The organism is Ponticoccus litoralis, assembly GCF_039769985.1.
In the GTDB taxonomy this organism is placed as follows: Bacteria; Pseudomonadota; Alphaproteobacteria; order Rhodobacterales; family Rhodobacteraceae; genus Ponticoccus; species Ponticoccus litoralis.
In genome coordinates this window covers 773,114-796,420 of sequence record NZ_JBDNCH010000002.1, presented here as the reverse complement: position 1 = coordinate 796,420, position 23,307 = coordinate 773,114, and the positions used below count along the sequence as shown (strand labels likewise).

21 protein-coding genes and 5 pseudogenes are annotated in these 23,307 nt (G+C 69.1%); 10 read left to right on the top strand and 16 right to left on the bottom strand.

Features of this window, described 5'->3' with window-relative positions; translation table 11 throughout:
- Positions 1 to 2: 2 nt before the first annotated feature.
- Entirely contained in the window at positions 3 to 1,916 is a 1,914-nt protein-coding gene (locus ABFB10_RS04945; protein WP_347165649.1) for a sensor histidine kinase, read from the bottom strand.
- Positions 1,870 to 2,325 (bottom strand): hypothetical protein, encoded by a 456-nt coding sequence (locus ABFB10_RS04940; RefSeq protein WP_347165648.1) that lies wholly within the window; start codon positions 2,323 to 2,325, stop codon positions 1,870 to 1,872. The genes ABFB10_RS04945 and ABFB10_RS04940 overlap by 47 nt, the downstream gene beginning before the upstream one ends.
- Positions 2,326 to 2,715: 390 nt before the next feature.
- Here ABFB10_RS04940 and ABFB10_RS04935 point away from each other — a divergent pair.
- Positions 2,716 to 3,964: pseudogene (locus ABFB10_RS04935) on the top strand (lytic murein transglycosylase).
- A 600-nt stretch (positions 3,965 to 4,564) separates the two neighbouring features.
- Positions 4,565 to 5,002: a Pr6Pr family membrane protein gene (locus ABFB10_RS04930; protein WP_347167934.1), complete on the top strand. Its 438-nt coding sequence runs from the start codon at positions 4,565 to 4,567 to the stop codon at positions 5,000 to 5,002.
- On the opposite strand, the gene ABFB10_RS04925 is transcribed toward ABFB10_RS04930, so the two are convergent.
- The 12 genes and pseudogenes from ABFB10_RS04925 to folK all read right to left on the bottom strand — a co-directional run bounded on the left by ABFB10_RS04925 (position 4,963) and on the right by folK (position 15,071).
- A complete protein-coding gene (locus ABFB10_RS04925) occupies positions 4,963 to 5,292 on the bottom strand; it encodes a DUF1491 family protein (RefSeq protein ID WP_347165646.1) in 330 nt (109 codons plus the stop codon). The two genes, ABFB10_RS04930 and ABFB10_RS04925, sit on opposite strands and share 40 nt — an antisense overlap.
- A 233-nt stretch (positions 5,293 to 5,525) precedes the next feature.
- Positions 5,526 to 6,434 (bottom strand): GTPase Era, encoded by a 909-nt coding sequence (gene era / locus ABFB10_RS04920; RefSeq protein ID WP_347165645.1) that lies wholly within the window; start codon positions 6,432 to 6,434, stop codon positions 5,526 to 5,528.
- A 387-nt stretch (positions 6,435 to 6,821) separates the two neighbouring features.
- On the bottom strand, positions 6,822 to 7,091 hold the full coding sequence (locus ABFB10_RS04915; protein WP_347167933.1) for an EamA family transporter: 270 nt from the start codon (positions 7,089 to 7,091) through the stop codon (positions 6,822 to 6,824).
- Positions 7,019 to 7,702: a DMT family transporter gene (locus ABFB10_RS04910; RefSeq protein WP_347165644.1), complete on the bottom strand. Its 684-nt coding sequence runs from the start codon at positions 7,700 to 7,702 to the stop codon at positions 7,019 to 7,021. The genes ABFB10_RS04915 and ABFB10_RS04910 overlap by 73 nt, the downstream gene beginning before the upstream one ends.
- A gap of 181 nt (positions 7,703 to 7,883) precedes the next feature.
- Positions 7,884 to 8,571, bottom strand: a pseudogene (gene rnc, locus ABFB10_RS04905) (ribonuclease III).
- Positions 8,572 to 8,578: 7 nt separating this feature from the next.
- A complete protein-coding gene (lepB, locus tag ABFB10_RS04900; protein WP_347165643.1) occupies positions 8,579 to 9,412 on the bottom strand; it encodes a signal peptidase I in 834 nt (277 codons plus the stop codon).
- A gap of 162 nt (positions 9,413 to 9,574) precedes the next feature.
- Positions 9,575 to 9,988: a holo-ACP synthase gene (gene acpS / locus ABFB10_RS04895; RefSeq protein WP_347165642.1), complete on the bottom strand. Its 414-nt coding sequence runs from the start codon at positions 9,986 to 9,988 to the stop codon at positions 9,575 to 9,577.
- A gap of 249 nt (positions 9,989 to 10,237) precedes the next feature.
- Positions 10,238 to 10,984 carry a pyridoxine 5'-phosphate synthase gene (locus tag ABFB10_RS04890; protein ID WP_347165641.1) on the bottom strand — a complete coding sequence of 249 codons (747 nt, stop codon included), beginning with the start codon at positions 10,982 to 10,984 and terminating at the stop codon, positions 10,238 to 10,240.
- Between the two features lie 228 nt (positions 10,985 to 11,212).
- Positions 11,213 to 11,872 carry a DUF2062 domain-containing protein gene (locus ABFB10_RS04885; protein WP_347165640.1) on the bottom strand — a complete coding sequence of 220 codons (660 nt, stop codon included), beginning with the start codon at positions 11,870 to 11,872 and terminating at the stop codon, positions 11,213 to 11,215.
- Positions 11,873 to 11,890: 18 nt separating this feature from the next.
- Positions 11,891 to 14,024: pseudogene (locus ABFB10_RS04880) on the bottom strand (RelA/SpoT family protein).
- 53 nt (positions 14,025 to 14,077) lie between these two features.
- On the bottom strand, positions 14,078 to 14,431 hold the full coding sequence (gene rpoZ, locus ABFB10_RS04875; RefSeq protein ID WP_347165639.1) for a DNA-directed RNA polymerase subunit omega: 354 nt from the start codon (positions 14,429 to 14,431) through the stop codon (positions 14,078 to 14,080).
- A 43-nt stretch (positions 14,432 to 14,474) separates the two neighbouring features.
- A complete protein-coding gene (gene folK / locus ABFB10_RS04870) occupies positions 14,475 to 15,071 on the bottom strand; it encodes a 2-amino-4-hydroxy-6-hydroxymethyldihydropteridine diphosphokinase (protein ID WP_347165638.1) in 597 nt (198 codons plus the stop codon).
- Between the two features lie 146 nt (positions 15,072 to 15,217).
- Between folK and ABFB10_RS04865 the strand changes: the two are divergent.
- Positions 15,218 to 15,794, top strand: a pseudogene (locus tag ABFB10_RS04865) (LabA-like NYN domain-containing protein).
- A gap of 38 nt (positions 15,795 to 15,832) precedes the next feature.
- Positions 15,833 to 16,270 (top strand): YqaA family protein, encoded by a 438-nt coding sequence (locus ABFB10_RS04860; protein WP_347165637.1) that lies wholly within the window; start codon positions 15,833 to 15,835, stop codon positions 16,268 to 16,270.
- Positions 16,271 to 16,325: 55 nt separating this feature from the next.
- On the opposite strand, the gene ABFB10_RS04855 is transcribed toward ABFB10_RS04860, so the two are convergent.
- A complete protein-coding gene (locus ABFB10_RS04855) occupies positions 16,326 to 16,766 on the bottom strand; it encodes a c-type cytochrome (protein WP_347165636.1) in 441 nt (146 codons plus the stop codon).
- 316 nt (positions 16,767 to 17,082) lie between these two features.
- Here ABFB10_RS04855 and ispH point away from each other — a divergent pair, with 316 nt between their 5' ends.
- From ispH to ABFB10_RS04825, 6 genes and pseudogenes are all read left to right on the top strand, one after another.
- Positions 17,083 to 18,042, top strand: coding sequence for a 4-hydroxy-3-methylbut-2-enyl diphosphate reductase (gene ispH / locus ABFB10_RS04850; RefSeq protein WP_347165635.1), 960 nt, complete (start codon positions 17,083 to 17,085; stop codon positions 18,040 to 18,042).
- Between the two features lie 317 nt (positions 18,043 to 18,359).
- Entirely contained in the window at positions 18,360 to 18,824 is a 465-nt protein-coding gene (locus ABFB10_RS04845) for a pyridoxamine 5'-phosphate oxidase family protein (protein WP_347165634.1), read from the top strand.
- Positions 18,825 to 19,189: 365 nt separating this feature from the next.
- A complete protein-coding gene (locus ABFB10_RS04840; protein WP_347165633.1) occupies positions 19,190 to 19,801 on the top strand; it encodes a LysE family translocator in 612 nt (203 codons plus the stop codon).
- Positions 19,802 to 19,997: 196 nt separating this feature from the next.
- Positions 19,998 to 20,591 carry a class I SAM-dependent methyltransferase gene (locus ABFB10_RS04835; RefSeq protein ID WP_347165632.1) on the top strand — a complete coding sequence of 198 codons (594 nt, stop codon included), beginning with the start codon at positions 19,998 to 20,000 and terminating at the stop codon, positions 20,589 to 20,591.
- The gene (gene rnhA, locus ABFB10_RS04830) at positions 20,584 to 21,045 is read left to right on the top strand and encodes a ribonuclease HI (RefSeq protein ID WP_347165631.1); all 462 of its coding nucleotides are present in this window, start codon (positions 20,584 to 20,586) and stop codon (positions 21,043 to 21,045) included. Before ABFB10_RS04835 ends, rnhA begins: the two co-directional genes overlap by 8 nt.
- 233 nt (positions 21,046 to 21,278) lie before the next feature.
- Positions 21,279 to 21,904 (top strand): annotated as a pseudogene (locus ABFB10_RS04825) (trimeric intracellular cation channel family protein).
- Positions 21,905 to 22,104: 200 nt separating this feature from the next.
- Here ABFB10_RS04825 and ABFB10_RS04820 read toward each other — a convergent pair.
- Entirely contained in the window at positions 22,105 to 23,292 is a 1,188-nt protein-coding gene (locus ABFB10_RS04820) for a MalY/PatB family protein (RefSeq protein WP_347165630.1), read from the bottom strand.
- Positions 23,293 to 23,307 lie beyond the last annotated feature (15 nt).

The window sequence follows — 23,307 nt, the reverse complement described above, 5'->3', positions numbered from 1 at the left end:
CCTCAGGCTGCCTTGTCCGGCTGCGCCGCCACAGGGGCCGCGGCGCGGGGCCAGGTGACGACGAAGCGGCTGCCCTTGCCGGGGGCGGAAGTCAGGGCAATCTCGCCGCCGACGGTGACCAGCGTCTTGCGCACCATGGCCAGCCCCATGCCGCTGCCTTCGACCTGATCGCGGGGGCGCAGGGTAGTGAACATGCCGAAGATGCGCTCGTGATATTCTGGTGCGATGCCCGGCCCGTCGTCGGCGACGGTGAAGATATAGGCCCTTGGCGTTTCCTCGACTGAGACGCGGACGCTGCCATCGGTGCGGTCGTGATGCTTGATGGCGTTCGAGACGAGGTTGAGAAGCACGTTCTGGATCGGCATGCGGGGCAGCGAGATCCGGGACAGGCTTTCGTCGAACTCTATGGTGAAGCCCTCGGGCGGGTTGGTCAGGCCACGGACCGCGGCCATCAGCTCGTCGCCATCCACCGGCGCATGAACCCGGTCGTCGCGACCGATCCGCGAGTGGATCAGCAGGTCGTCGAGCAGCCGCTCCATGCGGGCCACGCGGCTGCGCATCAGGCCGATGTTTTCCAGCGAGTCCTCGTCCAGGGTTTCGCCCAGATCCTCTTCCAGCCAGCGTGAGGCGTTGTCGATCACCCGCAGCGGCGCCTTCAGGTCATGCGAGGCGACATAGGCGAAGCTGTTGAGCTCGTCGTTGGAGCGTTCGAGATCGGCTTTCGCCCGGCCCAGATCGGCGATCAGCGCCTCGCGCTCTGCCTCTGTCGCGGCCCGGATCGAGATGTCCCGGATCATCGCGACGAACTGGGTTTCGCCGCGATAGTCCACCGGGCTTATGGTGATTTCGATCGGGAAGGTCGAACCGTCGGCGCGCACACCGTGGATCGGGCGCGTCCCGGCCATGCGGCGCCCCTGCGGACCGATGTCCGCCTCGTGCACAAGCGCGCGGTGGGCGATGCGGGATTCCGGTGGAACCAGCATTTCCAGCGTGACGGTATCGTCCGGGCGATAGCCGAACATGGCCAGAGCAGAGGGGTTGATATCGGTGAGGGTGCCATCGCGCCGGACCATCATGACGCCGTCGGCGGTGCCTTGGAACATCGCCCGCGCGCGGTCGCTGGCCTCGGACAGATTGTCCAGCACGGCCACCAGAGACCCCTTGAGGTCATTGATCGCATCCCCCGTCGTATCCAGCGCCACGGCCTTGCCCGAGGCGTGGCGGGACAGCGCCTGTTCCGTCAGGGCCAGAAGCGGCTTGATCGGCCGCGTGGTCAGGCGCCAGACCGCGAAGCTGAGTGCCGGGGCCAGCGCCCCGGCAAGGACGGACAGCACTACGGTGTGTTTCAGCAGGTCGTGCACCGGCGCCAGCAGGCTGGCCAAGGGCGTGGTGACGACAACGGTCAGGGGCATCGGCCCGGCGGCGCCCTGCATGGGCTGCGTCAGCGCATGGGCGACGATACCGCCGGCGTCGAAGCGCTGTCCCTCTGCCGACAGCGCATGCCCCGCACCGGGCCAGTCGAGCGGCTGGAAATCCGGGGCGCCGTGGAACCGGAGGGTGTTTTCCGGCCCCTCGGGCCCCAGCGTGATGTGATCGCCGCTATCGGTGACGATGTGCAGCCGGTGATCGGGGGCGAGGTGCGGCGTGACGGCCCCGAACAGCCGGGTCATGTCCGCGTTCAGCACGATGGCCCCGAAGATGCGCCCCCGGCTGTCGCGCACCGGCTGGACGTAGCGGATCGTCACCGCGGCATTGTCCTGCACGCGCCCGTGTTCCCGGTTCAGGGTGACGGCAGAAAAATACCCGTGGTCCACCAACCCCTGCATGAGCGGCACCATGTAGGGTTCGGCCCCCTTCCGCTGCAGCGCGTCACCCGCAACGGGCTGCGCGCCGCCCGGGCCGACGTCGAGGCGCACGATCTCGCGCCCGCCATCGGCCAGCGTGATCAGGCGGGCCTCGGAAATAGGCGGGACGCTCGCTGAGCAGGGTGGAGAAGACCAGCGCCAGCCGGTGTTTCAGATCCTCGCGCTGTGCCTCGGGAAGGCCGGACCCGGGGGCCATGCGTCCGACGATCGGCAGTCGGGCAAAGATCTCCGTCTCGGTCCGCATGGTATCGAGGGGCGCCATGACGCGTTCCGCGTTCAGCCGCGCCTCTGCCGCCAGAAGGGCAGAGGCACCGTCGCGCGCCGCATGGTCGGTGGCGCGGTAGCCGATCGTTCCCACCATCAGCGCCGCCAGCAGCGAAGCCAGCAGGCCCAACAGGATCAGGCGCCCGCGAAAGCCGATGCGGGTAAAGGGGCTTCGGTTCTGGTCCCAGCGTGCCACGCGTGTCCTTCCCGGTCCAGGGCTCGGCGCCGGGCAATCCTGTCGCCCGGTCCCTGTAAAGAGTGGGGCAGCCTTCTTAACGAACCGTGAAAGAAAGTGGAAAAGGCACTGCCTCGGCAGGGGGAAATGCACCGCGTTTGTCCTTTCCCCCGCATGTCACGCGCCCTTTCGGAGGACCGAACCCTGTCTGACCGGACGCAGAAGAGCGTGTGGTGCAGGCGCCGGATGCGTTGCGGCCCGTCCCTCTTCCAAGGGGCTGCCGCGATCCGCGCCCTGCCGCAGGGACCGGCGCGCTGGCGCCGCGTGTTGCGCGCGCCGGTTGTGGGCCCCGGGCTCCCTGCGGTAGATTGGCGGCGAGGCACTCAAGAACACCACGGCAGGAGACGAACAATGACACTCAACAGGCGTCTGGTCATGATGGCGCCCGCGGCCCTGTGGCTTGCGGGATGCGGGGCGGGGATGGCGATCCCCGACGTCGCACGCCCCGACCCGGAGCTGGATCCGGGCCTGCGCCCGCAGCCCAATGCGGACTACGATGCACTGGGTGCTGGCCTTCAAGGACCGCGCCCGGCGGCGCGGGATCAGCGATGCGGTGCTGACGGCGGGCTTTCGCGGGCAGGGCTACCTGCCCGGCGTGATCGAACGCGACCGCAATCAGACCGAGTTCAAACGCTCGCTGGAAGATTACCTTGCCATCGTCGCCCCCGAGGAGAAGGTCACCTTCGGGCGCCGCATGGTCGGGGCGCAGCGCGCGGCGCTTGCGCAGGTCGAAGCCCGCTATGGCGTCTCTGCCGATATCCTCGGGTCGATCTGGGGGCTGGAAAGCTACTTCGGCACGCGGCGCGGCAAGATCCCGGTGATCTCGGCCACCTCGACGCTGGCCTGGGAGGGGCGGCGCGGCGCCTTCTTCGAATCGAACCTGATGAATGCCCTGCGCCTTCTGCAGACCGGGGACGCGCGGCCCGAGCAACTGGTCGGCAGCTGGGCCGGGGCCATGGGGCACACGCAGCTGATCCCGGATGCCTACCAGCGCCATGCGGTCGATTTCGACGGCGACGGCAAGCGGGACATCTGGTCGGACAATCCCATCGACGCCTTTGCCACGACGGCGCGCTTCCTGTCGGACGCGGGCTGGCGCCGCGGTCAGCCCCGGGGGCTGGAAGTGCGGCTGCCGCAGGGCTTCGACGCCGCCATCGGGCGCGGTAACCGGCGGTCGGTGGCGCAGTGGCAGGCGCTGGGCGTGACCGCTGCCCGGGGCGGAGCGCTGCCCGACGCCGGTCCGGCAGCGGTGCTGGCGCCGATGGGTCTGGGCGCACCCGCCTTCCTGGTCTTCCACAACTTCAACATGATCCTGCGCTACAACCCGTCCGAGAACTACGGCCTTGGCGTGGGCTACATGGCCGGGCGCCTTGCCGGGGGCGGTCCGCTGGTCGCGTCCTTCGGCCCGGATGCCAACGGGCTGACGTTGCAGGACCGCAAGGCCCTGCAGGCCGGTCTGACGCGCGCGGGCTATGACGCGGGCACGCCGGACGGGGTCATGGGCAAGAAGACCGAGGCCGCGATCTCGGCCTATCAGGCGGCCAATGGGCTGAGCGTCACCGGCCAGCCCTCGCGCGCCTTGCTGGAGCGCCTGCGCTAAGGGCGCGGGGCCCATGGGAGTGCGTCGGGATGGCCTGCCTGTCCTGACGCGAATGCAAACCGGGGCCGGGCGGGTAGAGAACCGGCCCGGCACCGCGCTTTTCCAGGCCGCCTTGTTGGCGGGTCTGGCGAAAGAGAGGGCGCGCCGCGGGCTGCGGAGCGGGTGTGCCGGGCCGCGTGGTGACGGGCTGATGAATGCCGGGTGCCGACGGTTGGCCGTAGCGGGCTTTGCCAGCCGGGCAGAGGGGCAGCTGCAAGCCCTGCAAGGCAGGTCGCCGGTGCGCCGGGCGGCGCGGCGCCGAACCGCTGAGGAGCGGGAGCGGGCGGTGGATCAATGCGGCAGGCGCAAGGGGCGTGAGAGGAGGTCCGGGCAGGCTTGCCGATGCGTCGGGCAGGCGGCATGCTGGGGCAATGTCGCGCTCTGCCCGCCTCTTTGCCCTGCTTCTGGCCCTCTTGTGCTGGGTCGTTCTGGTGACCCATGTCCGCCTTGGGCTGGCCCGCGCCCCCGAGGCCTCGCTTTTGCAGGAACTTTGGCGGACCGGGCGTTATTTCACCATTCTCACCAACGGGTTGACGGCTGTGACCATGGCGGCGGTGGCCACTGGGCTGGCGGGTTCCGGCGGTCTGGGCGGCGGGGCTGACCCTGTGGATGGCGATCGTGGGCATCGTGTATCACGCGCTGCTGGCGCTCGACTTCGACGGGCTGCGCTGGTGGACGGATCAGGGCCTGCACACCGCCGTGCCCATCGCCCTGTTCCTGTGGTGGCTGGCTTTCGCGCCCCGGGCCGGGCTGGCTCGGCGGCATGCGCTCTGGTGGATCGGCTGGCCGGGGCTTTACATGCTCTACGCGCTGATCCGCGGAGAGATCGACGGGCGGCATCCCTATTTCTTCATCGACCCGCCGAAGATCGGCTGGGGGCCGGTGCTGCTGTGGATTGTCGCGCTGGGGGTGGTCTTCTGGCTGGCGGGGCTGGTGCTGGTGGCGCTGGCGAAGAAGTCTCAGCCGAGACCGTCCTCGTCCAGAAGATGCCGTCCCTGACGGTCTTCCACCTCGATGACCCAGAGGTCCGGATCGAAACCGCGCTGACGCGCGATGGCGGCATCGACCTCGGCTTCGGGGCCGGCGGCGAGTTGGGTCCATTGCCGCGCCCCGGTCATCAGGTCGAAGCCCCGGGTGAAGGCGCGGGCCTGCCCGTCCAGCGTGGCGAGCTTCACCAGAACGGCGCCCGCCGTGTCGTCGCCATGCGCGGTGACAAAGGCCGGAATGTCCCGAAGCGCGAGGCGGCGGCGGTAGGCGTCGATCCAGAAGCGGGTGCTGAGGCGGGTCATGGTCTTCCTGTCCCATGGGGGCGGTTGGCGCGCCCCGCGGTCCCCGGCGGCCTGCCTTTGACCGGCACGAGGAGGGGGCGGGGAGGGGGCTCTGCCCCCCGGCCCTAACGGGCCTCCCCCCGAGGTATTTGGAAGACCAAAGAAGCGGGGAGGGGCGGTGGTCGTCTGGCGCAGGCGGGTCCGTCGGGCGGCGGGTCCGCTTCAGGCGCGGGGCGGCGGGAAAGCCTTTGTCGTCAGCTGTTTCCGTCCTTGAAGTCGAGGCCCATCTCGGAATAGCGCTCGGCCTCTTCGAGCCATTTCTCGCGCACCTTGACCTGCATGAAGAGGTGGATCTTGCGGCCGAGGAACTCTTCGAGCTCCTCGCGGGCGGCCTTGGAGATCGCCTTGACCGTCTCGCCCTTGTGGCCCAGCACGATGCCCTTGTGGCCGTCGCGGGCGACGTAGATCACCTGGTCGATGCGGGCGGAGCCGTCGTCGCGCTCCTGCCAGCTTTCGGTCTCGACCGTCAGCTGGTAGGGCAGTTCCTGATGCAGGCGCAGGGTCAGCTTTTCGCGCGTCATCTCGGCGGCGATCATGCGCAGGGGCAGGTCGGCGATCTGGTCCTCGGGGTAGAGCCGGGGCCCCTCGGGCAGCTCGGCGCCCAGCCAGGCCTTCAGGTCCTCGGTGCCGTGGCCCTTCTCGGCGGAGATCATGAAGGTGCGCTCGAAGGGGTAGGCGTCGTTCAGCGCCTTGGAGAGGCTCAGCAGGGTCTCGGCCTGCGTGCGGTCGATCTTGTTGATCGCCAGCGCCACGCGGGCGGTCTTCGGCAGGTCGGGCAGGCGGTCGAGGATGGTCTTGACGCCGGCGGTCATGCCCCGGTGCGCCTCGACCAGCAGCACCACGATATCGGCGTCGGCGGCGCCGCCCCGGGCGGCGGCGACCATGGCGCGGTCGAGCCTGCGGCGCGGCTGGAAGAGGCCCGGCGTGTCGACGAAGACGATCTGGGCCGTGCCCTCCAGCGCCACGCCGCGAATGCGGGCGCGGGTGGTCTGGACCTTGTGGGTCACGATCGAGACCTTGGCCCCCACCATGCGGTTGGTCAGGGTCGATTTGCCCGCGTTGGGCTCTCCGATAAGGGCGACGAAGCCCGCGCGTGTGGTCATTTCGGTCTCGGTCTCAGAGGTGGTCAGGATGCGGTCGAAGCGGTTCGATGCAGTCTACAGGAAAAAGCGGCGGCGTGTTGCGTTCGAGTCGAAGCGGGAGGCGGCGCGCAGCCGATCCGGGTCCGAACCGGACCGGCATAGCGGGTTCGGGCGGGTTTCGCCATAGTGCAAAGGGGGTTTGTCCGAGACAGGGCGCGTTGCCGGGGGCGGGCGCAGGCCGGCGACGCGCTGTCCCGCGGTATTTGGTCCGGGGTGTCGGGCCGGGGGGCTGTGTCGTGCCGTGGCCATGGGGGCGAATCGGATTGGCTTGGAGGAGACGGCGAGGCTGCGGATGCGGGCCGGTCTCGGAAATCGCAGATGTCGGTGCCTGCGCGGAGCGGTGACGGGTCAGGGTTTCGCCGCGCGGCGGCGGTTGTCGCGGATCAGCGAGTAGGTGCCCGCGGCGACGATCAGCGCGGCGCCGGTAAGGGTCAGCGCGTCGGGGCGTTCGTCGAAGAGCAGGTAGGCGAGGATCAGCGCCACGATCAGGCGGGAATAGCGGAAGGGGGCAACGACGCCCACCTCTCCGGTGCGCATGGCCAGCGTCATGGCGGTATAGCCGAGGACCCCGGACAGCGCCGTGCCGGTGACAAGCGCGGCGGCGGCCGTTGTCGGCAGGGCCGGCGCGCCGGGTTCGAAGGCGAGGATGATCCCCCCGCGACGGTGACCACGGCAAAGCCCAGCACGCCCATTTGCACCGTGTGGACGCGGGGCGGCGCGACGCGGGTCATCAGGTCGCGCCCCGCGAAGCCGATCATGCCGAGCAGGGCGAGGATGGCGTTGGGCTGGAAGGCGGCGGGCGTCGGGCGGACGATCAGCAGGACGCCGACGAAGCCCACCGCCATGGCGGCCCAGCGGCGCGGGCCGATCTTTTCCTGCAGCACCAGCGCGGCGCCCAGCATGACAAAGAGCGGTGCGGCCTGAAGGATGGCCGAGGTCGTCGACAGGGGGGTGTAGGCAAGCGAGAGCGCGAAGAAGAGCCGTCCGGTGATCTCGAAGCCGGTGCGGATCAGCAGCGGGCCGCGCAGGTAGTCGCGGGTCCAGAGCGGCACAGTCCGGGCGCGCGCGTAGCCGGCGTAGATCAGCATCGCGAAGAGGCCGAACTGCAGGGTGGCCATGCCCGCCGTGATGCCGCCGGTGCCGGTGGCGGCCTTGAAGAAGGCATCCTCGATCCCGAAGCCCAGCATGGCGAGGATCATCCAGAGGGCGCCGCGCAGGTTGTCTGTCATCGGGGGTCGTCCTTTGGGGCAGCTGTAGCGCGGCGCGGGGGCGGGGGGAAGACGGCCTTTCGAAAGGTCGTCTGCGGACCGCAACTGGAAACCCGGTGCCTTGGGGGGCAGGGGGCCTCAGAGCGGCGCGCGCGGTGCCGGTTGTGGTAGGGGGAACGGGCTTCGAAGCCCGTTCCCCGCCTCAGTCCAGCCGCTTGAGCAGGGCTTTCGCCGCCGCCTGTTCGGCCTGTCGTTTCGCATTCGCCGTGGCCTGTGCGGTTTCGCCGCTCGCAAGCTGCGCTTCGATGGTGAAGACCGGCGCGTGGTCGGGACCGGTGCGTTCGACCACGGCATAGACCGGGGGCGGCAGGCCACGGCCCTGCGCCCATTCCTGCAACGCGGTCTTGGCGTCCTTGGCGTCTTCCTCGACGCTGCCGATGCGGTCGCCCCAGAGCCGCAGGATCAGCGCCTGCGCCACCTCGAAGCCCGCGTCGAGGTAGACCGCGGCGATCACTGCCTCCATCGCGTCGCCCAGAAGCGCCAGCTTGCGGCGGCTCGCCGGACATCTGCTCGGAGCGGCCCAGCTTCAGCGCCTCGCCCAGGCCGATCTCGCGCGCGACATCGGCGCAGGCCTCCTTGCGCACCAGCGCGTTGTAGCGCGGCGCCAGCTGGCCCTCCGAGGCCTTGCGGTCGGCCTTCAGCAGCGCTTCGGCCATGACCAGCCCCAGCACCCGGTCGCCGAGGAATTCGAGCCGCTGGTTGTCCTCGCGCCCGGGGCCGGACATCGAGGCATGGGTCACGGCGCGGCGCAGCAGGCGCGGGTCGGCGAAGGCATGGCCCAGCCGGTCCTGAAGCGCCTGAAGATCCGCCGATAGCTTTGCCTGCGCCATCGCGGCCTCAGTCGATCCGGTGGAAGAAGCGGTCGGCGCGCCAGGTCCAGAAGTACAGCATCGACCGGCCAGCGGAGGAGAACATCACCCGGTCGGCCCGGCCCACGAGGTTCTCGTAGGGCACAAAGCCGACGCCCTGCGCGATATTGGGCACGCGCGAATCCGACGAGTTGTCGCGGTTGTCGCCCATGAAGAAGAAGTGGCCCTCGGGCACGGTATAGACCGAGGTGTTGTCCGACCCCTGCATGGCGATGTCGAGGATCGAATGCTGGGTGCCGCCGGGCAGGGTCTCGATGAACTTGTCCTTGGTGCAGGTGCCGCCGGGGCCCACCGGGCCCTCCTTGCAGCGCGGGCGCAGCCCCTGCGGGCCCTGCGGCGCGGCGGTCTCGACGAACTGGCCGTCGGGTTCGACCGTCACCGGCTGGTCGTTGATGTGGAGCAGGCCGGCCTTCATCTGGACGCGGTCGCGGGGCAGGCCGATCAGCCGCTTGATGAAGTCGCGCCCGGTGACCGGGTGGCGGAAGACCACCACGTCGCCGCGCTGCGGCTCGCCGCCGAACAGGCGGCTGTTGTCGCCGTCGGCCCAGCCGCAGATGTCCTTGGCATCGATGTCGATGCCGAAGCGCGGGATGATGATCGAGGGGCAGGAGGCGTAGGAATAGCCGTAGGCCATCTTGTTGACGAAGAGGAAGTCCCCGATCAGCAGGGTGTCCTTCATCGAACCCGAGGGGATCCAGAAGGGCTGGAACAGGAAGGTGCGGAAGACGCCCGCGATCAGCAGCGCGTAGACGATCGTCTTGACGGTCTCGACGATTCCGCCCTTCTTTTCTGCTTTCGCCATGGTGCCCTTTGCCCCCGATTGGTTCCCCGCGCTTCATGGGCGGCGGGTGCGGGCGTGTCAAGGCGGGGGCTTGGTCCGCAGAGCGGAGAGACCGGCCTGTGACGCATCCACCCGTGGCCGTGGCCGGCACCCCGGCCTGCGGCGGATGATCGTCCTGCCGGTCTAGGGGATTTCCGGGCCGATGCGGCGCGCCTCGATCACCACGAAGGCCTGTGCCCGGGGATGGTCGTCGGTCAGGGTGACGTGGATGATCGCCTCGAAACCCTCGGGGGTCATCGCCGCCAGCCGTTCGGCGGCCCATCCCGTGACCTGCATCACGGGCTGACCGGTGGGCAGGTTCGAGACCGCCATGTCCTTCCACGAGATGCCCATGCGCAGCCCGGTTCCCAGCGCCTTCGAGCAGGCCTCTTTCGCGGCCCAGCGTTTGGCGTAGGTGCCCGCCACGTCCTTGCGCCGCTCGGCCTTGCGCTGTTCGGTCTCGGTGAAGACGCGGTTGCGGAAGCGGTCGCCGAAGCGGTCGAGGGTGGCGGCGATGCGCTCTATATTGGCGAGATCGGTGCCGATGCCGAGGATCATGGGGCCTGCCTTTTGCGCTGATCGTCCCGGGGGTAGCGGGTGGCGGGGCGGGGTGCAAGGCGTGGCTTGGATGCAGGGCCCTGCGGTGTCCCGGGTGCGGGGCTGCCCCGGGCGCGGCACAGGGTTGGCGGGCCCGGAGCAGGGGGGATGCAGGCGCCGGGTGGGGGCGCTGCCCCCACACCCCCGAGGTATTTGCCGGACCAAAGAAGGGGCGGTCGGGGGCCGGGTGGTGCGGTGACGGGGCGGGTGCTAGCCGCGTGCTTCGTCCATCAGGCGGCGCATTTCGTGGATTGCCGGGGTGAGGCCGCGGAAGATGGCCTCGCCCACGATGAAATGGCCGATGTTGAGTTCCACCAGTTCCGGCAGCGCGGCGATGGGCGCGACGGTGTCGTAGGTCAGGCCGTGGCCGGCGTGGACCTCGAGCCCGAGGCCATGGGCGAAAGTCGCCATTTCGGCGAGGCGCGCCAGTTCGGCGTCGCGCTCTGCCATGCGGCCCTCGGCGTGGAGGTCGCAATAGGCGCCGGTGTGCAACTCGATCACCTGCGCGCCGATGCGATGTGCCGCCTCGATCTGGGCGCGGTCGGCGGCGATGAAGATCGACACCCGGCAGCCCGCGTCACGCAGGGGGGCGATGAAATGCGCCAGCCGGTTCTCGTCCCCGGCGACCTCGAGGCCGCCCTCGGTGGTGCGCTCCTCGCGCTTTTCCGGGACGATGCAGACCGCATGGGGGCGGTGGCGCAGCGCGATGGCCTGCATCTCTTCGGTGGCGGCCATCTCGAAGTTGAGCGGCAGGGAAAGCGCCTGCATCAGGCCCTCGATATCGGCGTCCGAGATGTGGCGGCGATCTTCGCGCAGATGCGCGGTGATGCCGTCGGCGCCCGCCTCTTCGGCCAGCTTCGCGGCGCGGATCGGGTCGGGATAGGCGCTGCCACGGGCGTTGCGGACGGTGGCGACGTGGTCGATGTTGACGCCGAGACGGAGGCGGGTGGCGGACATGGGTGGGACCCCCTTGCTGCGAAATTCGATCAAGACGTAAGCGGCGCAGGGCGGAAAGGGAACCCGATTCCGGCAGGGGGGCAGGGGGCGGCATCGGCGGGCCGGGCGCGGGCGCTTTCGGAACCGGGGTGCGTGGCGGTGCCATGAGCGGGGACATGCCGCGCGGCCCGTACGCGCCTGCGGTCTGCATGGGCTGCTGCTGCGTGCTCGGGGGCCGCGGCCCCGGGGTCAGCCGTTGCGCGTGGCCTCGGCCTTGCGCTTCTTCAACTCTGCGAGCTTGGCCTTGATCACGCCCTTGCGGCGGTTCTGGAAGGCCGAGATCAGCGGCAGCGAGACGTAGTAGGCGATCAGCCCGCAGATGATGCCGGGCAGGATGCCGCCGATCATATAGGGGTAGAAGACCTCGTCGAAGAAGATCTCCAGCCGGGTCCAGTCCGTCGCCTCGCCATAGGCGGCGGCCAGCAGGTTGTCCCAGAGATCGGCCCCGGCGGCGAAGAACTTGTCGACGAGGTTGCCATGGTGATCGCCGGGCTGCGGATGCGGCCCCTTGTCCATGTCGAGCAGCCAGTAGCCGGTCTTGAGAGAGGCGACGCCGATCGGCACATAGGTCAGCGGGTTGCCGAAGAAGGTCGAGAGCAGCGCCGCGATCACGTTGCCGCGCAGCATCAGCGCCAGCATCCCCGCGACGACGAAATGCAGGCCGTAGAAGGGCGTGAAGGTGGTGAAGACACCGGCAAAGATGCCGCGCGCGATCTTGTGCGGCGGATCGGGCAGGCGGTTCAGCCGCAGGCGGACGTAACGGGCCGCGCGCCCCCAGCCCCCCTTGGGCCAGAGCAGCTCGACCACGATCCGCCAGATCGGGCGTCGATCCCGCCGCTTGAAGACCACTCCCGTCCTTCCTTTCGTTTACCGGGCCGCCGCCTGCGCCGCCGCAAGGCCGGGGTCGCGGCGCCGCTCGACCGAGGCGACGTTGTTTTCCGCTTCCAGCGCCGAGATCACAGAGTGCAGATGTTCCGCATCGCGCAGTTCGACATCCAGCATAAGCCTGTAGAAGTCCGGTTTCCTGTCAACAAAGTTCAGGTCCGAGATATTGGCCTTCTGCTCTCCGATCAATGTGCAAATCCGCCCCAGAACACCGGCGTCGTTGCCGATCACCAGTTCAAGAGACACCGGGTAGGCCGCGGGATGCGTGCCCTCGGCCCAGTGCAGGTCGAGCCAGGGCGCGCTTTCGTCCTCGAAGTCGGCCAGCGCGGCGCAGTCGATGGCATGCACCTGCACGCCGCGACCGGGCCGGGACAGGCCCACGATGCGCTCGCCGGGAAGCGGCTGGCAGCAGGGCGCGCGCGAGAAATTCTGGTTGTGGTCCAGACCGATGACCGGGTGATCGGCGTCGGCCAGCTGGGTATCGACGATCACGAGGTTGGGGTAGACCGCCTCGACGACCGCGCGCGGCGCAAGCTCGGCGCTGCCAAGCTGCGCCAGTAGCGTTTCGACGTCATCCATGCGCAGCGTGTCGGCGGCCTTGGCCAGCACCTTGTCGGTGCATTTCTTGCCGTGCCGTTCGAAGGCCACGCGGGCCAGTTCCCGGCCCAGCCGGGCATAGCGCTCCTTGTTGGCCTCGCGCAGGGCGCGGCGGATCGCGGTCTTGGCCTTGCCGGTCTGCGCGATGTCGAGCCATGTGGCCTGCGGGGTCTGGCCCTCGGCGGTGATGATCTCGACAGACTGACCGTTCTTCAGCCGGGTCCAGAGCGGCACGCGGATGCCGTCGACCTTGGCACCCACGCATTTCGAGCCGATCCGGGTATGGATCGCATAGGCATAGTCCAGCGGCGTCGCCCCGCGCGGCAGTTTCACCACGTCGCCCTTGGGGGTGAAGCAGAAGACCTTGTCGGTATACATCTCCAGCTTCACCGCCTCCATGAAGGCGTCGTGATCCTCTTCTGTCCCGAAGCTCTCGGTCAGCGAGGCGATCCACTTGGCGGGATCGACGGCAAAGGGGTTCTCGGCCCGCTGGCCGTCGCGGTAGGACCAATGTGCGGCCACGCCGGTCTCGGCGACCTCGTGCATCTGGCGGGTGCGGATCTGCACCTCGACCCGCTTGCCGTCGCGGCCCGAGACGGTGGTGTGGATCGAGCGGTAGCCGTTGGACTTGGGCTGGCTGATGTAGTCCTTGAAGCGACCCGGCACCGCGCGCCACCGCTGGTGGATCGCGCCAAGGGCAGTGTAGCAATCGGCCTCTGAGCGGGTGATGATGCGGAACCCGTAGATGTCGGAGAGGCGCGAGAAGCCGGTCTTCTTCTCCTCCATCTTGCGCCAGATGGAATAGGGCTTCTTGGCCCGGTAGAAGACATCCGCATCGACGCCGGCCTTTTCAAGCTCCTTGCGCATGTCCTTGGTGATCCGGTGGATCACGTCGCCTGTTTCCTTCTGCAGCGTGACGAAGCGGCGGATGATCGAGATCGCGGCCCTGCGGGTTCAGGACGCGGAAGGCGAGGTCCTCCAGCTCTTCGCGCATCGACTGCATGCCCATGCGACCGGCCAGCGGCGCAAAGATCTCCATGGTCTCGCGCGCCTTCTGCATCTGCTTTTCCGGCTTCATCGCGCGGATCGTGCGCATGTTGTGCAGCCGGTCGGCCAGCTTCACGAGGATCACCCGCAGATCCTTGGACATGGCCATCAGAAGCTTGCGGAAGTTCTCGGCCTGCTTGGTCTCGGAACTGGTCAGCTGAAGGTTGGTCAGCTTGGTCACGCCATCGACAAGATCGGCGACCTCCTGCCCGAAGCGGTCGCGCACCTCGGCGTAAGAGGCGCGGGTGTCCTCGATCGTGTCATGCAGAAGGGCGGTGATGATCGCCGCGTCGTCAAGCTGCTGCTCTGTCAGGATGGCGGCAACGGCGACGGGATGGGTGAAATAGGGCTCTCCGCTCTTGCGGAACTGCCCCTCGTGCATCGCGCGGCCATAGTCGTAGGCCGCGCGGATCAGGTCCTCGTCGGTGCGGGGATTGTAGTTGTGGACCAGCGAAACGAGGTCTTCGAGCAGAAATCATGGCTGTCGCTCCGCGCTGGCCCCGGTCCCCGGTATCACCGGTGGGCTCAGCCCTGTCCCCGGGCTTCCATCAGCGCCCGCAGGAGCTTTTCTTCCGACAGGTCGTCTTCCGCCGGCTTGTCCTGTTCGGCACCCATGAGCAGCGCCATGGTGTCGTCCTCGGGCTCGTCGACCTCGATCTGGCTTTGGTTCGACTCGATCAGCCGTTCGCGCAGTTCGTCGGTGGACTGGGTTTCCTCGGCGATCTCGCGCAGGGCGACGACCGGGTTCTTGTCGTTGTCGCGGTCGACAGTCAGCGCGGCACCGGAGGAGATCTCGCGCGCGCGGTGGGCGGCGAGCATCACCAGTTCGAACCGGTTCGGGACCTTGTCAACACAATCTTCTACCGTCACGCGGGCCATGGGCGCTCCGTCCTATCGTCTGGATGCATCAGAAGGTGATGATCTAGCGCGGCTGCTCTGGTTTTACAAGCGGCATCGCGGGCAACGGCTGCAGTGCGGCGCGGTCCCCGGGGGGCAGGTCGGCCAGCAGCTGCGCGACATTTCGGCACAATAGGGGGTGGGTCCAGCCTGCGGCGATGTCGGCCAGCGGGCCCAGCACAAAGGCGCGGTCCTGTATCCGGGGGTGTGGCAGGATCAGGGTTTCGGGGCTGGCCCGGGTCTGATCCTCTGGCGGCAGGGTGCGCCAGACGGTCTGCGTCTCGGCATCGGGCAGCACCCGGTCCGCCATCGCCAGAAGATCGAGATCGAGCGTCCGGCTGCCCCATCTCTGGATGCGCTCCCGGTCGAAGGCCTGCTCGACCGCATGCAGTTTCAGCAAGAGCGCGTCCGGCGAAAGCGGCGCGCGCACCAGGGCGCAGGCATTCACGTAGTCCGGGCCCGCGCCTGCCGGAAAGCAGGGCGTGGCGAAGAAACGGCTGACCCGCCGCAGCCCGACCCCCTGCGCGGTCAGGGCGGCAAGCGCCGCGGCCAGCGTGGCCGAAGGGCCGCCGGCGGAGGATCCGAGGTTGGATCCGAGAGCGATGAGGAATTCTTGTACCATTGGTCAAAACGCGCTATTCTTTTGAGAGAATTAATCCCTTGCGGCGCAACGCGGAAGTATTAATTTTATTGGACTTGCCACCGTCCGCGCCCACTCAACTCACTCACGGCACTCTGGGGCGGCTGCATTCTACGAAAGGACATTTCATGTTTTACAAAGACGAACGGCTCGCGCTGTTCATCGATGGGTCAGATCTATACGCTGCCGCAAAGGCGCTTGGGTTCGATATCGACTACAAGCTGCTCCGACAGGAATTCGCGCGCCGCGGGAAAATGGTGCGGGCCTTCTACTATACCGCGCTTCTGGAAAACGACGAATATTCGCCGATCCGTCCGCTGGTGGACTGGCTGCACTACAACGGCTTCACCATGGTGACGAAGCCGGCGAAGGAATACACCGACAGCCAGGGCCGCCGGAAGGTCAAGGGCAACATGGACATCGAGCTGACGGTCGATGCCATGGAACTGGCCCCGCGCGTCGATCACATCGTGCTGTTTTCCGGCGACGGCGACTTCCGCCCGCTGGTGGAGTCGCTGCAGCGTCAGGGCGTGCGCGTCTCGGTCGTCTCGACCATCCGGTCGCAGCCGCCGATGATCGCCGACGAGCTGCGCCGCCAGGCCGACAACTTCATCGAGCTGGACGAGCTGCGCGAGGTCATCGAGCCGCCCGCCGCGCGAGCAGCAGGTGGAGCGCAACTTCGAGGTTGCGGCATCGAGCGAGTAAGTCGCCGGGCGCCTTCATGGGGATGAGGGGTGCCCGCGATGTGGGATGAGGCCGCCGGACTGGGCGGCCTTTTCCTTGCCGCCTTCGGCGCGGCGACACTGCTGCCGTTCCAGTCAGAGGTGGTCTTCGCCGCGATGCAGGCCGCCGGAGCCGCGCCGCTGGGCTGGATGCTGGCGGTGGCGAGTATCGGCAATACGCTGGGATCGGTGGTCAATTACTGGATGGGCCGGGGCGCGGAGCGGTTGAAGCACCGCCGCTGGTTCCCGGCCAGCGCCGGGCAGATGGCGCGGGCGCAGGACTGGTACGGGCGCTGGGGTCTCTGGACGCTGCTGCTCAGCTGGGCGCCCCCGGGCGATGCGATCACGGTGGTCGCGGGGGTCATGCGCACTCCCTTCTGGACATTCCTTGCGCTGGTCGCGGTGGCCAAGACGGGGCGTTACCTCGTGTTGGCCGGGGCTCTCGACCGGCTTCTGTAGGGCGGCGGATTTTTCCAAAAAATCCGCCTCGTTTTCCTTGCAGGAAAACGGCGCCTCAGCCGGGCGCGCGTGCGTTCATCGCGTCATGGGCCTCGATGATCTCGTCGGGCCAGGTGCTCTTGATATAGGCCAGCACGTTCAGGATCTCGTCCTCGGACAGGATATCGCCGAAGCCGATCATCGCCGAGCGGTAGTCGCCGCCGACGATGGCCTCGGTGCCCTCGGTGACGATCCGCACCAGCAGCGCGTCGGGGTGGTGCCGGGTGTGGCCGGTCTCGTCATGCGGCGGCGCGGGCAGGGTTCCGTCGGCGTTTTGTTCGCGCCAGTTCGCCTCTCCGGACAGGTCGGCCCCGTGGCAGGCCGCGCATTGCTCGGCGTAAAGGGTCCGCCCCTCGGCCACGCGGTCGGGGTCGGTATAGGGCAGCAGGCCACCGGCAAGGCCCGGGGCGGCAAGGCTGGCGAGGGGGAGGGCGAGGACGAGGGCGGCGCGGCGCATGGCTTGGGTCTCCTTTGGGCGAAAGGCTGATCGGGGCTTCCAGCGCGGGAAGGTCCAGTCACAAAACCGTGGGGCCGGGCGGTCCGGGATGCGGGGCGGGTCCGCAAGCGGGGGTGACGTTTCACGGTTCAGGGGCCGGGGCAGGGCTGTGTAGGACGCTAGGGGGCCGCCCGGGCCGACCTGCGCCGCGGGTCTTCCGTGGGGGCGTCCTGGCAGCGGCCCCGCCGGTCCGGGGGCGGGGAAGGGCCGGCAAGGGCGCCACGGGGCTGGACGGGCCGGGGTCCAGCCATTACCTGCGGGGGCAAGGAGTGTTGCCATGACCCAGCCCCAGCTTGCCCCGCTGACCCTGTACCTTGCCGCACCGCGCGGCTTTTGCGCCGGTGTCGACCGGGCGATCAAGATCGTCGAGATGGCGCTCTCGAAATGGGGCGCGCCGGTCTACGTGCGCCACGAGATCGTCCATAACAAATACGTGGTGGACGACCTGCGCGCCAAGGGCGCCGTCTTCGTCGAAGAGCTGGACGAATGCCCGCCGGACCGGCTGGTGATCTTCTCGGCCCATGGCGTGCCCAAGGCCGTCCCCGCCGAGGCCGCGCGGCGCGAGATGATCTATGTCGATGCCACCTGTCCGCTGGTCTCCAAGGTGCACATGGAAGCGGCGCGCCACCACGAGCGGGGCCTGCAGATCGTCATGATCGGCCATGCGGGCCACCCCGAGACCATCGGCACCATGGGCCAGTTGCCCGCCGGAGAGGTGCTGCTGGTCGAGACCCCCGATGACGTGGCCAGCGTCGCGGTGCGCGATCCGGGGCAGCTGGCCTATGTCACCCAGACGACGCTGTCGGTCGATGACACCATCGACATCGTCGCGGCCTTGCAGGCGCGCTTCCCGGCCATCGTCGGCCCGCACAAGGAAGACATCTGCTACGCCACCACCAACCGGCAGGAGGCGGTCAAGGCCATCGCGCCCAACTGCGACGCGCTGCTGGTCGTGGGGGCGCCGAACTCGTCGAACTCGCGCCGTCTGGTCGAGGTCGCGGCGCGGGCGGGCTGCGGCTATGCGCAACTGGTGCAGCGGGCCTCGGACATCGACTGGCGCGCGCTCGAGGGCATCGGGAGCATGGGCATCACCGCCGGGGCCTCGGCCCCCGAGGTGCTGATCAACGAGGTCGTCGACGCCTTCCGCGCGCGCTTCGACGTGACGGTCGAGGTTGTCGAGACCGCGCAGGAGAACGTCGAGTTCAAGGTCCCGCGGGTGCTGCGCGAACCGGCCTGAGGGCGCCCGCCCGGACACGCCGGTCCCGGAGCCCGCCACCGCCACGGTCCGCCAATGCGCGCCCTCAGAGACCCGTGGCGGCCCTCGGGGTAAGCCACCATCACTTCGGTTTGGCGCCGCCCTTTGGTGTCCCGCCGACCCCCTCAGGCGCCCAGAGGCGCCGACGTCCCGGCAGGGCCCCGGGTGTGGCAGGGCGCCGGTGTCTCGTGCCGCAGGCGAGGTGCCTTCCTCCCTGCGGCACGGTCCTGTCCGGCGCTGCGGGCGGCTTGACAGGGCTATCGGGGCCTGCGTCACTGGACGCCGAAAAGGAGCCCGCCATGCCGACCCCCTTCGATCCCGAACACGTCCTGCGCCTGCCGCTGATGGCCATGCTGGGCACGGTTTCCGAGGATGGCGCGCCCCGCACCGCGCCGGTCTGGTTCGCCTGGGAAGAGGGCGCCCTGTGGATGTTGTCGGACGAGGACGGCAGTTCGGCGCGGCGGGTGGCGCAGGATCCGCGCGTCTCTGTCGAGATCGTTGAATACGACAACGCGGGCGGGGTGCTGCGCCACCTTGGCCTGCGCGGTCGCGCCGAGGTGCTTCCCATGGATCCCGCGCTGTTCCGGCGCCTGTTGCGGCGCTACCTCGGCCCGCAGGAGGACTGGAACCCCTGGTTCATCGAAAACGTCGCCCGCATCGAGTCCCCGACGGGCCGCCTGATCCGGCTGGCTCCGTCGAGCGTCTTTACCAATGACGTGAGTTTCTTCCGCACCGGGCCGGAACTGGCAACGCGCCGCTCCTGACGCGGCTTTGCGGTGGGGCAGAAGGCTGGAAGGCCCGGGCGCCCGCCCGCGACATGGCCGGGGCCGGATGTCCACGGTTCGGGGCGGGGGGCTGTGCCGGACCAGACGGCGCGGGCTTCCCGGGCTGTCACCCAACGGACGACCGTGTGGCCGCCTGCCGCGTGGCCGGAGGCCGAAAACACGATCCCGCGCGCGGCGCCGCTAGGCCTGTGCCAGAGGGTTCCGCACAGGGGAGCGGCACGCCCCGTCAACCGGACCGCTGTGGGGTGGCCGGAGGCGTGAAAACCACGCTCCACCGCGCGGCACGGTTGACAGGATGGCGCGCGCCGGGCCTCTTGGCGGGGTATCGTGAAGAGAGATCCGCCATGACCGCCGCTTTCCTGCTGACCGCCCTGATCGTCTGCCTCGCTCCGGGCATCGGCGTCGTCTACACACTGTCGATGGCGCTGGGGCGGGGCCTGAGTGCCGGGCTTTGGGCGGCTCTGGGCTGCACGCTGGTGACGGCGGTGCATCTGGCTGCCGCGCTGGCCGGGCTGGCGGCGGTGCTGCACACCTCGTCCCTGCTGTTTGCGGCGGTGAAATACGCAGGCGTCGCCTATCTGCTCTGGATGGCCTGGGGCACCCTGCAGGGGCGCGGTGCGCTGGAAGTCCGCGCCGAAAGCCAGCCGCTGCCGCCGGGCCGGATCGTCTGGCGCGGCATGGTGCTGAACCTGCTGAATCCCAAGCTGCCGATGTTTTTCATGGCCTTCCTGCCGCAGTTCATCCCGGCGGGAGCGCCGCAGGCGACGGCCATGCTGGTAGAGCTGGGGCTGGCCTTCGTCGCCATCACCGGGCTGGTCATGGCGGTCTATGCGTTGGCGGCGGGCTGGCTGCGGGCGCGGGTGGTGGAAAGCCCCCGTGCCATGGCCCGGCTGCGGCGCGTCTTTGCCGCTTCTTTCGCCGGGCTCGGGGCGAAACTGGCCTTCGAGCGGGCCTGACCGTCAAGCACCGACCGGTACGAGGGCGGTCTGTGCCCCGCTTTCTAGGCGTCCGGCCAAGAAAGCCCCGCTTCCGGGTTTCATGGACCATCCTGCGACCGCGTCAGGGGCCGCGCGCCGCCGACGGGGCCGGGCAGGGCGGTTGTCCTGCGCGTGGCGCTGGCGTAGGGAGCGGCGCAAGGAAAGTGAGGCAGCGATGAGCGATCCGCTGACCCTTGGGGTCTACAACACACGGGGCGAGGACTACCGCCGGATGATGGCGGATTACGCGCTGTCGGACGAGGCCGGGGCGCGGTTCCTCGACGCCTGCCCGCCGCCCGGGCGGGTGCTGGATCTGGGCTGCGGGCCGGGCGCCTACGCGGTCCATTTCGCCGAAGCCGGGCATCAGGTCGATGCCCGGGACGCGGCAGAGGCGGTGCTGGGCATGGTGCCCGAACATGACCGCATCGCCCCCCGGCTGGCACGTTTCGACGACCTGACGGCGGTGGCGGATTACGACGGTGTCTGGGCCTATTTCAGCCTGCTGCACGCCCCGCGCGCGGCCCTGCCGGGGCATCTGGCGGCCATTGCGCGCGCCCTGAAACCGGGCGGTGTGCTGTTTCTTGGCATGAAGCTGGGCAGCGGCGGGGCGCGGGATGCGCTGGGGCGACACTACGAATACTACGCGGTCGGAGAGCTGGAGGCGCTGCTGCGCGAGGCCGGGCTGACACCCGTCGACCGCTGGGAAGGCGAGGGCAAGGGGCTGGCCGGAGAGGTCCAACCCTCTGTCGTGGTGCGCGCCGATGCCTGAGCTTTTCGCCTATACGGACGGGGCCTGTTCGGGCAATCCGGGGCCCGGCGGCTGGGGTGTGCTTCTGCGCGCGATGGATGGCGCTACGGTCGTCAAGGAACGCACCCTGAGCGGTGGCGAGGAACAGACCACCAACAACCGCATGGAACTGCTGGCGGCGATCCACGCGCTGGAATCCCTGTCGCGGGCCTCGCGGATCACGGTGGTGACGGATTCGGCCTATGTGAAGAACGGCGTGACCGGCTGGATCCACGGCTGGAAGCGCAACGGCTGGAAGACCGCCGCGAAGAAGCCGGTGAAGAATGCCGAGCTGTGGCAACGGCTGGACGCGGCGCAGGCCCGTCACGACGTGACATGGGAGTGGGTCAAGGGCCATGCGGGCCACCCCGAGAACGAGCGCGCGGACGAGTTGGCGCGCGAGGGCATGGCGCCTTTCAAGGGCGGCAAGGGCTAGCGGTCCGGCGACCGGAACCCGGTGTCGCGGAGGGGGCGGAGGCGACCCGGCCCCGGAGGGAGGGCGGCGCAGCCTGCTTGCGCTGCGCTGCGGGCCAGCGGCGGCGCAGCCCGGTGCGCGGGGCGCGGGCCTCGGGGTTCTGGCGCGCCTGCCCGCGTTGCGGGTAGCATGACCCGGCGCCCGGGGTCCGTGGATCTGGGGCGCCGGGGGATGCAGCGCGCGGAGGAGGCGGCATGACGGCACTGGCGGTTCTGGATTACACCTCGGTCGTGATCTTCGCGCTGACCGGCGCGCTGGTGGCAAGCCGGGCGCAGCTGGATATCGTGGGCTTCTGTTTCTTTGCCTGCCTGACCGGGCTGGGCGGCGGCACGATCCGCGACGTGCTGCTGAACCGGGCGCCGATCTGGATGGGCGATCCGACCTATCTGGCGCTGTGCTGCGCGGCGGCCCTGATCGTCTTCTTCACCGCGCACCGGCTGGAAAGCCGCTTCAAGGCGATCCTCTGGCTGGATGCGCTGGCCCTGTCGGTGGCCGTCGCGGCGGGGGCGGGCGTGGCGTCGAGCCTTGGCCAGCCCCTGCCGATCGTGCTGGTGATGGGCATCGTGACCGGCTGCGTCGGCGGCCTGATGCGCGACGTGGTGGGCAACGAGGTGCCCTTCGTGCTGCGGCAGGGCGAGCTGTACGTCACCTGCGCTCTGGCGGGCTCGGGGGCCGGGTCGCGGTGCAGGCGCTCGGCCTGCCCGCGCCGCTGCCCGCGCTGGCCTGCGCGGGGGTGACCTTCGCGTTGCGCGCCGGAAGCATGGCCTTTGGCTGGGCGCTGCCGGTCTACAAGCCGCGCCCGCCGCGCCACCGGCCCTGAGACGGCGCCCTGTCCGCGCCGCCCGGGGGGCGATGCCCAAGGTCGCGCAGGCCGGGATGGGCCATGGCGGCGGCGCTACCGGTCGGCTGCGCGCCCGGGAACCACGGCCCACCCGGGCCTTGCCGACCCCGGGCAGGGCCGCCACGGCAGGCGCGCATTTTGCTGCAGGCGCCTGTGCCGGGGTCGGCGCGCGCCGGACGTTATTGCAGGTCGCCGAAGGCCTCTTGCAGCCGCTTCACCGCCTCGGCCACGCGTGCGCGGGGAGTGGCGATGTTGAAGCGCAGGAAGTCCTCTCCGCCGCTGCCGAAGGTCGGGCCGTGGTTGACTGCGATGCGGGCGCCCTGCTCGACCCGGTGGGTGAATTCCGCCCGCTCCATCCCGGTGCCGGAGAAGTCGACCCACGACAGGTAGGTCGCCTGCAAGGGCATCGAGGCAAGGCCGGGGATCGCGTTCACACCGTCGTCGAAGAGGCGCCGGTTGCCGTCGAGATAGGCGACCAGCGCATCCACCCAGGCGGCGCCTTCGGGGGAATAGGCGGCCTCGGCCATGAACAGGCCGAAGCTGTTGGGCGACAGGCCCAGACCCGCCATGCGTGCGGCGAAGCGGGCGCGCAGGTTGGGATCGGCGATGATCACGTTGCCGATATGGGTGCCCGCGAGGTTGAAGGTCTTGGTGGTCGCGGACATCATCACCAGCCGGTCGGCGATGCTGTCATCCACCAATGCCATCGCGGTATGGTTCTGGCCGGGCATCACCAGATCGTGGTGGATCTCGTCCGAGACGAGGATCAGGTCGTGGCGCTTGGCGAAATCGGCGACGCCCTGCAGTTCCTCGCGGGTCCAGACCCGACCGCCGGGATTGTGGGGCGAGCAGAGCACCAGCATGGTCTCGGCGCCGGTCATCTGTGCGTCCCATGCCTCGAAGTCCATGGTGTAGCGGTTGTCCTTCAGCGCCAGCCGGCATTCGTGGACCTCGCGGCCAGAAGCGCGGATGACCCGGGCAAAGGCGTGGTAGACGGGCGTCATCAGGACAACCGCATCCCCGGGCCGGGTGAAGGCATCGACGCAAAGCGCCGTGCCGTTCACAAGGCCATGGGTCGAGAAGATCCAGTCCCGCTCTACTGCCCAGCCGTGGCGCTCCTGCATCCACCAGCGGATCGCGTCGCGATAGCCGGTATCGTCGCCGTAGTAGCCGTAAAGCCCGTGGTCGGCCATGCGCTGCACCGCGGCCTGCACGCAGGCGGGCGGGCGAAAGTCCATGTCGGCCACCCACATGGCAAGGCCGTCCTCGGCGGGCACGCCGTATAGCGGCTGCATCATGTCCCACTTGCTGGAGTGGGTGCCGAAGCGGTCGATTTCCTCGTCGAAGTCGGGGGTCAGGGGGGCCATGGGATACCTCGTGTC